The sequence below is a fragment of the Streptomyces sp. NPDC057543 genome (assembly GCF_042801895.1).
GTDB lineage: Bacteria > Actinomycetota > Actinomycetes > Streptomycetales > Streptomycetaceae > Streptomyces.
This window is the reverse complement of record NZ_JBHVFF010000388.1, coordinates 1-6488: the sequence shown is the minus strand read 5'-3', so window position 1 is coordinate 6488 and position 6488 is coordinate 1. Positions and strand designations below refer to the sequence as shown.

The window sequence follows — 6488 nt, the reverse complement described above, 5'->3', positions numbered from 1 at the left end:
GTTCTCGATCGCCAACGACGTCGCGAAATACTTCGCGATCATCCCGGCGATGTTCGCGGTGGTCTACCCGGGCCTGGACAAACTCAACATCATGCAGTTGTCCTCGCCCCAGTCCGCGATCCTGTCCGCCGTCGTCTTCAACGCGCTGATCATCATCGCGCTGGTCCCGCTCGCCCTGAAGGGCGTGCGCTACCGGCCCAGCAGCGCCGACTCGATGCTCCGGCGCAACCTCGGGATCTACGGCCTCGGCGGACTGGTCGCCCCGTTCATCGGCATCAAGATCATCGACCTGATCATCTCCCTCGTCCCCGGGCTGAACTGAATTTAGGAATCGGCTGACCTGCCATGAACAACTCCGTAGCAAACACCGCCCGGTTGCTCTGGGCCGGGCTGCGTGCCCTGCTCGTCCTCACCTTCGTCTGCGGCGTGCTCTACCCACTCGCCGTCACCGGTGTCGCCCAGGGCATCTTTCCCGACAAGGCCAACGGCTCCGAGATCACCGCGAACGGCAAGGTCGTCGGCTCCGAACTCATGGGCCAGCGCTACGACCTGCCGCTGAAGAAGGGGCAGCGGACCGCGGCCCCGGACCTCAGGTGGTTCCAGCCGCGCCCGTCCAACGGCCTCGGCACCAACAGCGTCAACACCCAGTACAAGCTGATCATCTCCGGCGCGACCAACCGCTCCGGCGACAACAAGGAACTCATCGACCGGGTCACCGCCGCCAAGGCCGCCGTCGTCAAGGACAACTCGGTCCCCGGCCACCCCGTCAGCCCCACCGATGTGCCTGCCGATGCCGTCACCTCCTCGGGCTCCGGCCTCGACCCGGCCATCTCCCCGGCGTACGCACAGCTCCAGGTGCGCCGCGTCGCCGAGCGCAATCACCTCGCTGTCGCCCAGGTGGAGAAGCTCGTCGAGCAGCACACGGACGGCCGGATTCTCGGCTTCGTGGGAGAGCCGCGGGTCAACGTCCTCCAGCTCAACATCGCGCTCGAGCAGTTGGTGAACTCGGCGAACCAGGGCTGAGAACCTCCAGGAGGCTCGGGGAGCCTGACGACACCCGGGTGCCGTCAGGCTCCTCGACGGTGGCCGGGCCGGGCAGGCCGTTGCCGACGGCCGTCCAGCCGTCCGGCACCGTCGCGGTGAGGGCGAAGGTGGCCTTGTCGGAGGGATGATCGTTGGCCGGATACCAGGAGGTCGCGGCGTGCGGTTCACCGGCCACGTAAGCGCCGCCGTTCTTCAGGGTGTGCCGGCCCTCGGCATCGGGGCGTCCGGCGTACGTCACCCGGACCGTGAACGTCGCAGCGCCGGGAAGGGGTGGCGGCGAGCTTCCACAGCACGCCGATGAGGGCATCGGTGCTGGTCGTCTCGGGCTTCGATGAAGAAGCCGACGCGGCGTACCGGAGGAGTCACGCACGGGGCTTTAGGGGGGAGACGTATGAGCGAGACCACCGGCGGGACGAGCACCGGCGGGCGGGACCGCGCGGCCGTCGCCGAGGACCCGGCCCGCGGGCCCGTGGTCAGGGTCGAGGACTGAAGGCGACGCCGCCCGCCGGCCGGCCCACCGGGCCCGGGCGTCAGAATCCTGTCAATTCGGTCCCTCACCCCACCCCCCGTCCCATATGTCGGGAATCCTCGGGGTAGCTTCGAGTCGGCTGCCGCATCGGCCGCAGCCGATTCAGAGAAGACAATGGGGCCATGGCACGCGGCAAGCTTCGGATCTACCTGGGTGCGGCACCCGGCGTCGGCAAGACGTACGCGATGCTCGCCGAGGCCCACCGGCGCGTGGAGCGGGGCACCGACTGCGTCGTCGCCTTCGTGGAACACCACGACCGCCCGCGCACCGAGGTGATGCTGCACGGCCTGGAGCAGATCCGGCGGCGCGAGATCGAATACCGCTCCGCCGTCTTCACCGAGATGGACGTCGACGCGGTACTGGAACGCGCCCCGGCCGTCGCCCTGGTGGACGAACTGGCGCACACCAACGTGCCGGGCTCCCGCAACGCCAAGCGCTGGCAGGACGTGGAAGAGCTCCTCCAGGCCGGCATCGACGTGATCTCCACCGTCAACATCCAGCACCTGGAGTCGCTCGGCGACGTCGTCGAGGCGATAACCGGCGTACGTCAGCGCGAGACCGTCCCCGACGAGGTCGTCCGCAGGGCCGACCAGCTCGAACTCGTCGACATGTCGCCCCAGGCGCTGCGCCGCCGGATGGCCCACGGCAACATCTACAAGCCGGACCGGATCGACGCGTCCCTGTCCAACTACTTCCGCCCGGGCAACCTGACCGCCCTGCGCGAGCTGGCCCTCCTCTGGGTCGCCGACCGGGTCGACGAATACCTTCAGCAGTACCGCGGCGAGCACAACATCCGCACCACCTGGCAGGCCCGCGAACGCATCGTCGTCGGCCTCACCGGCGGTCCCGAGGGCCGTACGCTCATCCGCCGCGCGTCCCGGATGGCGGCCAAGGGCTCCGGCAGCGAGATCCTCGCCGTCTACATCGCCCGCAGCGACGGACTGACCTCCGCCTCGCCCAAGGAGCTCGCTGTCCAGCGCACCCTCGTGGAGGACCTTGGCGGCACCTTCCACCATGTGATCGGCGACGACATACCGTCGGCGCTCCTCGAATTCGCCCGTGGGGTGAACGCCACGCAGATCGTCCTCGGCTCCAGCCGCCGCAAAGCCTGGCAGTACATCTACGGACCGGGTGTGGGCGCCACCGTCGCCCGCGAGTCCGGCCCCGACCTCGACGTCCACATCGTCACCCACGAAGAGGTCGCCAAGGGACGCGGGCTGCCCATCGCACGCGGCGCCCGGCTGGGCCGGGCCCGGATCATCTGGGGCTGGTTGGTCGGGGTGGGAGGACCGGCCCTTCTCACATTGCTCCTGATCGGCCTGGACAGTGGCCCCGGGCTCGCCAACGACGTCCTGCTCTTCCTCTTCATGACCGTGGCGGCGGCCCTGATCGGCGGGCTGCTGCCGGCCCTCGCCTCGGCCGCCGCGGGCTCGCTGCTGCTGAACTACTGGTTCACCCCGCCCACCCATACGCTGACCGTCCAGGATCCGGAGAACTTCGTCGCCATCGTGATCTTCTTCGCGGTGGCTGTCTCGGTCGCCTCGGTCGTCGATCTGGCGGCCCGCCGAACCCACCAGGCAGCCCGGCTGCGCGCCGAATCGGAGATCCTCTCCTTCCTGGCGGGCAGTGTGCTGCGCGGCGAGACCACCCTGGACGCGCTCCTGGACCGGGTCCGCGAGACCTTCGGCATGGAGTCCGTCGCCCTGCTGGAGCGGCAGAGCGACGTCGATCCGTGGACCTGCGCCGGGAGTGTCGGACCGGCCCCGGTGGCCCGGCCGGACGACGCCGACGTGGACATGCCCGTCGGCGACCACATGGCGCTCGCGCTCTCCGGCCGGGTGCTGCCCGCCGAGGACCGCCGGGTGCTCGGCGCGTTCGCAGCCCAGGCCGCCGTCGTACTGGACCGGCAGCGCCTGGTCGGCCAGGCGGAGCAGGCCCGGCGGCTCGCCGAGGGGAACCGGATCAGGACCGCGCTCCTCGCCGCCGTCAGCCACGACCTGCGTACCCCGCTCGCCGCCATCAAGGCCGCCGTCAGCTCCCTGCGCTCCGACGACGTCGCCTGGTCCGACGAGGACGAGGCGGAACTCCTGGAGGGCATCGAGAACGGCGCCGACCGCCTCGACCACCTCGTGGGCAACCTCCTGGACATGTCCAGGCTGCAGACCGGCACCGTCACCCCGCTGATCCGCGAGATCGACCTCGACGAGGTGGTCCCGATGGCGCTCGGTGGTGTCCCCGAGGGCAGCGTGGACCTGGACATCCCCGAGACCCTGCCGATGGTCGACGTCGACCCCGGGCTGCTGGAGAGGGCCGTCGCCAACATCGTCGAGAACGCGGTCAAGTACAGCCCCTGCGGCGAACGCGTCAACGTGGCCGCCAGCGCGCTCGGCACCCGCGTCGAGCTCCGGGTGGCCGACCGCGGCCCCGGCGTCCCCGACGACGCCAAGGAGCACATCTTCGAGCCCTTCCAGCGCTACGGCGACGCCCCGCGAGGCGCGGGCGTCGGACTGGGCCTCGCCGTCGCCCGCGGGTTCGTGGAGTCCATGGGCGGCACGCTGGACGCCGAGGACACCCCCGGCGGCGGCCTCACCATGGTGCTGACGCTCAAGGCGGCATCGGGATACGTTCCGGTCAGCCCCGACCTGTCCGAGCAGGTCACCTCATGACCCCGCAGGCCACTTCATGATCTCCGCAGCGTCCCGGGAGATCGCCGTACCGCAGAAAGGCAGGGCCCCCATGACCCGGGTGCTTGTGGTCGACGACGAGCCGCAGATCGTACGTGCCCTCGTGATCAACCTGAAGGCACGCAAGTACGAGGTGGACGCCGCGCCCGACGGCGCGACCGCCCTTCAGCTCGCCGCCGCCCGTCACCCCGATGTCGTCGTTCTCGACCTCGGACTGCCCGACATGGACGGCGTCGAGGTGATCAAGGGGCTGCGCGGCTGGACCCGGGTGCCGATCCTCGTGCTCTCCGCCCGCCACACCTCCGACGAGAAGGTCGAGGCCCTGGACGCCGGCGCCGACGACTACGTCACCAAGCCCTTCGGCATGGACGAGCTGCTGGCCCGGCTGCGCGCCTCCGTCCGCCGCGCCGAACCGGTGGGCCAGAACGGCTCCGACGACACGGTGATCGTCGAGACCGAGGGCTTCACCGTCGACCTGGCGGCGAAGAAGGTCCACCGCGAGGGCCGCGACGTACGGCTCACCCCCACCGAGTGGCACCTGCTGGAGGTCCTGGTCCGCAACGGCGGCCGCCTCGTCAGCCAGAAGCAGCTGCTCCAGGAGGTATGGGGGCCCTCGTACGGCACCGAGACCAACTATCTCCGGGTCTACATGGCGCAGCTGAGGCGCAAGCTGGAGGCCGACCCCTCGCACCCGCGGCACTTCGTCACCGAGCCGGGGATGGGCTACCGCTTCGAGCGCGGCTGAACGGGGAGGCCGGGAGCCCGGAAGACCGTACGGGCAGCGCTCCGCCATCCGGGTGACCGACCCGTTCGGGAACCTCTGCGAGTAACCCGTTCGAGTGAGACCCGGGACACCCGCTCGGAGCACAGGAGACCGGTACCCTTCGGTTATGAGTGCTGTTCCTCGATTCGAGAAGCCCGGCAAGGCGGCGAAGCCGTCCGGCCGCTTCCGGCGGATGCTCGACCGGCTGTCCAGCTCCCAGGAGGACCTGGAGTCCGAGGAGCTGCAGGAGGACTCGCAGGCCTCGGGGTGCACGCGGATCTCCGAATGCACCGACCGGCAGATCGTGAAGGTCACTGGTACGTTGCGGACCGTCACCCTGCGGCCGCGCGCCGGAGTGCCCGCCCTGGAGGCGGAGCTCTTCGACGGCACCGCGCCGTTGGACGTGGTCTGGCTGGGCCGGCGCTCCATCGCGGGCATAGAACCGGGCCGCAGGCTCATCGCCTCGGGCCGGATCGCCATGAGTCATGGACGCCGGGTGCTGTTCAACCCCAAATACGAACTCCGACCACTCGGCAAGGAGTAGCCGGTGACGTCTCTCGACAAGCCGACGTCCGACACGGACCGCACCACCCGCACCGACCAGCAGGAGGCCGACGCGAAGGCGGTCACCGAGGCAGCGCTCTTCGAGGCGTTCGGCGGTGTCCGGGGAATGGTGGAGACAGTCCTTCCGGGGCTGCTCTTCGTCACGATTTTTACGATCAAGAAGGATCTGCACATCTCGGCCATCGCGGCCCTGGTGGTGTCCCTGGTTCTCGTCGCCGTACGGCTGATCCGCAGGGACACCGTCAAGCACGCCTTCAGCGGTGTCTTCGGCGTGGCCTTCGGTGTGGTCTTCGCGATGATGACCGGCAATGCCAAGGACTTCTATCTGCCGGGCATGCTCTACACGCTCGGTCTGGCCCTCGCCTACCTGATCACCACCCTCGCCGGGGTGCCCCTGATCGGTCTGATCCTGGGGCCGGTGTTCAAGGAGAACCTCTCCTGGCGCACCAGGAACCCCGGCCGCAAGAAGGCGTACGCCAAGGCCAGCTACGCCTGGGGGCTGATCCTGCTCGCCAAGTGCGCGATCCTCTTCCCGCTGTACTGGTGGGCCGACACCACCCAGCTCGGCTGGATCCTGGTCGCCCTGAAGATCCCCCCGTTCCTGCTCGCGGTCTATTTGACCTGGGTCTTCCTCGCCAAGGCGCCGCCACCCATCGATGTGTTCGCCGAGATGGAGGCGGAGGAGGAGGCCGAGAAGGCCCGCAAGGCGGAAGTGGAAGCGGCCGCCGCCGCGGCACCACACCAGGAGTACTGAACCGCCCAGAATCTCTGGACAGCAGGACAGCAGGACAGCAGGACAGCAGGACAGCAGGACAGCAGGACAGCAGGACAGCAGGACAGCAGGACAGCAGGACCCCAGGACAGACGCGGAAGGGGCCCGGAACCGTTTCGCAAGGTTCCGGGC

5 protein-coding genes and 1 pseudogene are annotated in these 6488 nt (G+C 69.4%); all 6 read left to right on the top strand.

The features are described 5' to 3' along the window. Positions 1 to 322 (top strand): annotated as a pseudogene (locus ACFU8Q_RS37780) (potassium-transporting ATPase subunit B); the annotation flags it as partial. 23 nt (positions 323 to 345) lie between these two features. Further along, positions 346 to 1023 (top strand): potassium-transporting ATPase subunit C, encoded by a 678-nt coding sequence (locus ACFU8Q_RS37775; protein WP_384463564.1) that lies wholly within the window; start codon positions 346 to 348, stop codon positions 1021 to 1023. Between the two features lie 672 nt (positions 1024 to 1695). Further along, complete coding sequence (locus tag ACFU8Q_RS37770) at positions 1696 to 4239, top strand: DUF4118 domain-containing protein (protein WP_384463561.1); 2544 nt, start codon at positions 1696 to 1698, stop codon at positions 4237 to 4239. 70 nt (positions 4240 to 4309) lie between these two features. Further along, positions 4310 to 5002 (top strand): response regulator, encoded by a 693-nt coding sequence (locus tag ACFU8Q_RS37765; protein ID WP_384463567.1) that lies wholly within the window; start codon positions 4310 to 4312, stop codon positions 5000 to 5002. A 145-nt stretch (positions 5003 to 5147) separates the two neighbouring features. After that, positions 5148 to 5564, top strand: a complete 417-nt coding sequence (locus tag ACFU8Q_RS37760) for an OB-fold nucleic acid binding domain-containing protein (RefSeq protein WP_384463558.1) — start codon at positions 5148 to 5150, stop codon at positions 5562 to 5564. Between the two features lie 3 nt (positions 5565 to 5567). Then, positions 5568 to 6338, top strand: coding sequence for a DUF3159 domain-containing protein (locus ACFU8Q_RS37755; RefSeq protein ID WP_384463555.1), 771 nt, complete (start codon positions 5568 to 5570; stop codon positions 6336 to 6338). Positions 6339 to 6488: the final 150 nt, after the last annotated feature.

Coding starts and splice junctions, on each gene's coding strand:
- ACFU8Q_RS37760 (WP_384463558.1), top strand. CDS start 5,148: ATGAGTGCTGTTCCTCGATTCGAGAAGCCCGGCAAGGCGGCGAAGCCG.
- ACFU8Q_RS37770 (WP_384463561.1), top strand. CDS start 1,696: ATGGCACGCGGCAAGCTTCGGATCTACCTGGGTGCGGCACCCGGCGTC.
- ACFU8Q_RS37775 (WP_384463564.1), top strand. CDS start 346: ATGAACAACTCCGTAGCAAACACCGCCCGGTTGCTCTGGGCCGGGCTG.
- ACFU8Q_RS37765 (WP_384463567.1), top strand. CDS start 4,310: ATGACCCGGGTGCTTGTGGTCGACGACGAGCCGCAGATCGTACGTGCC.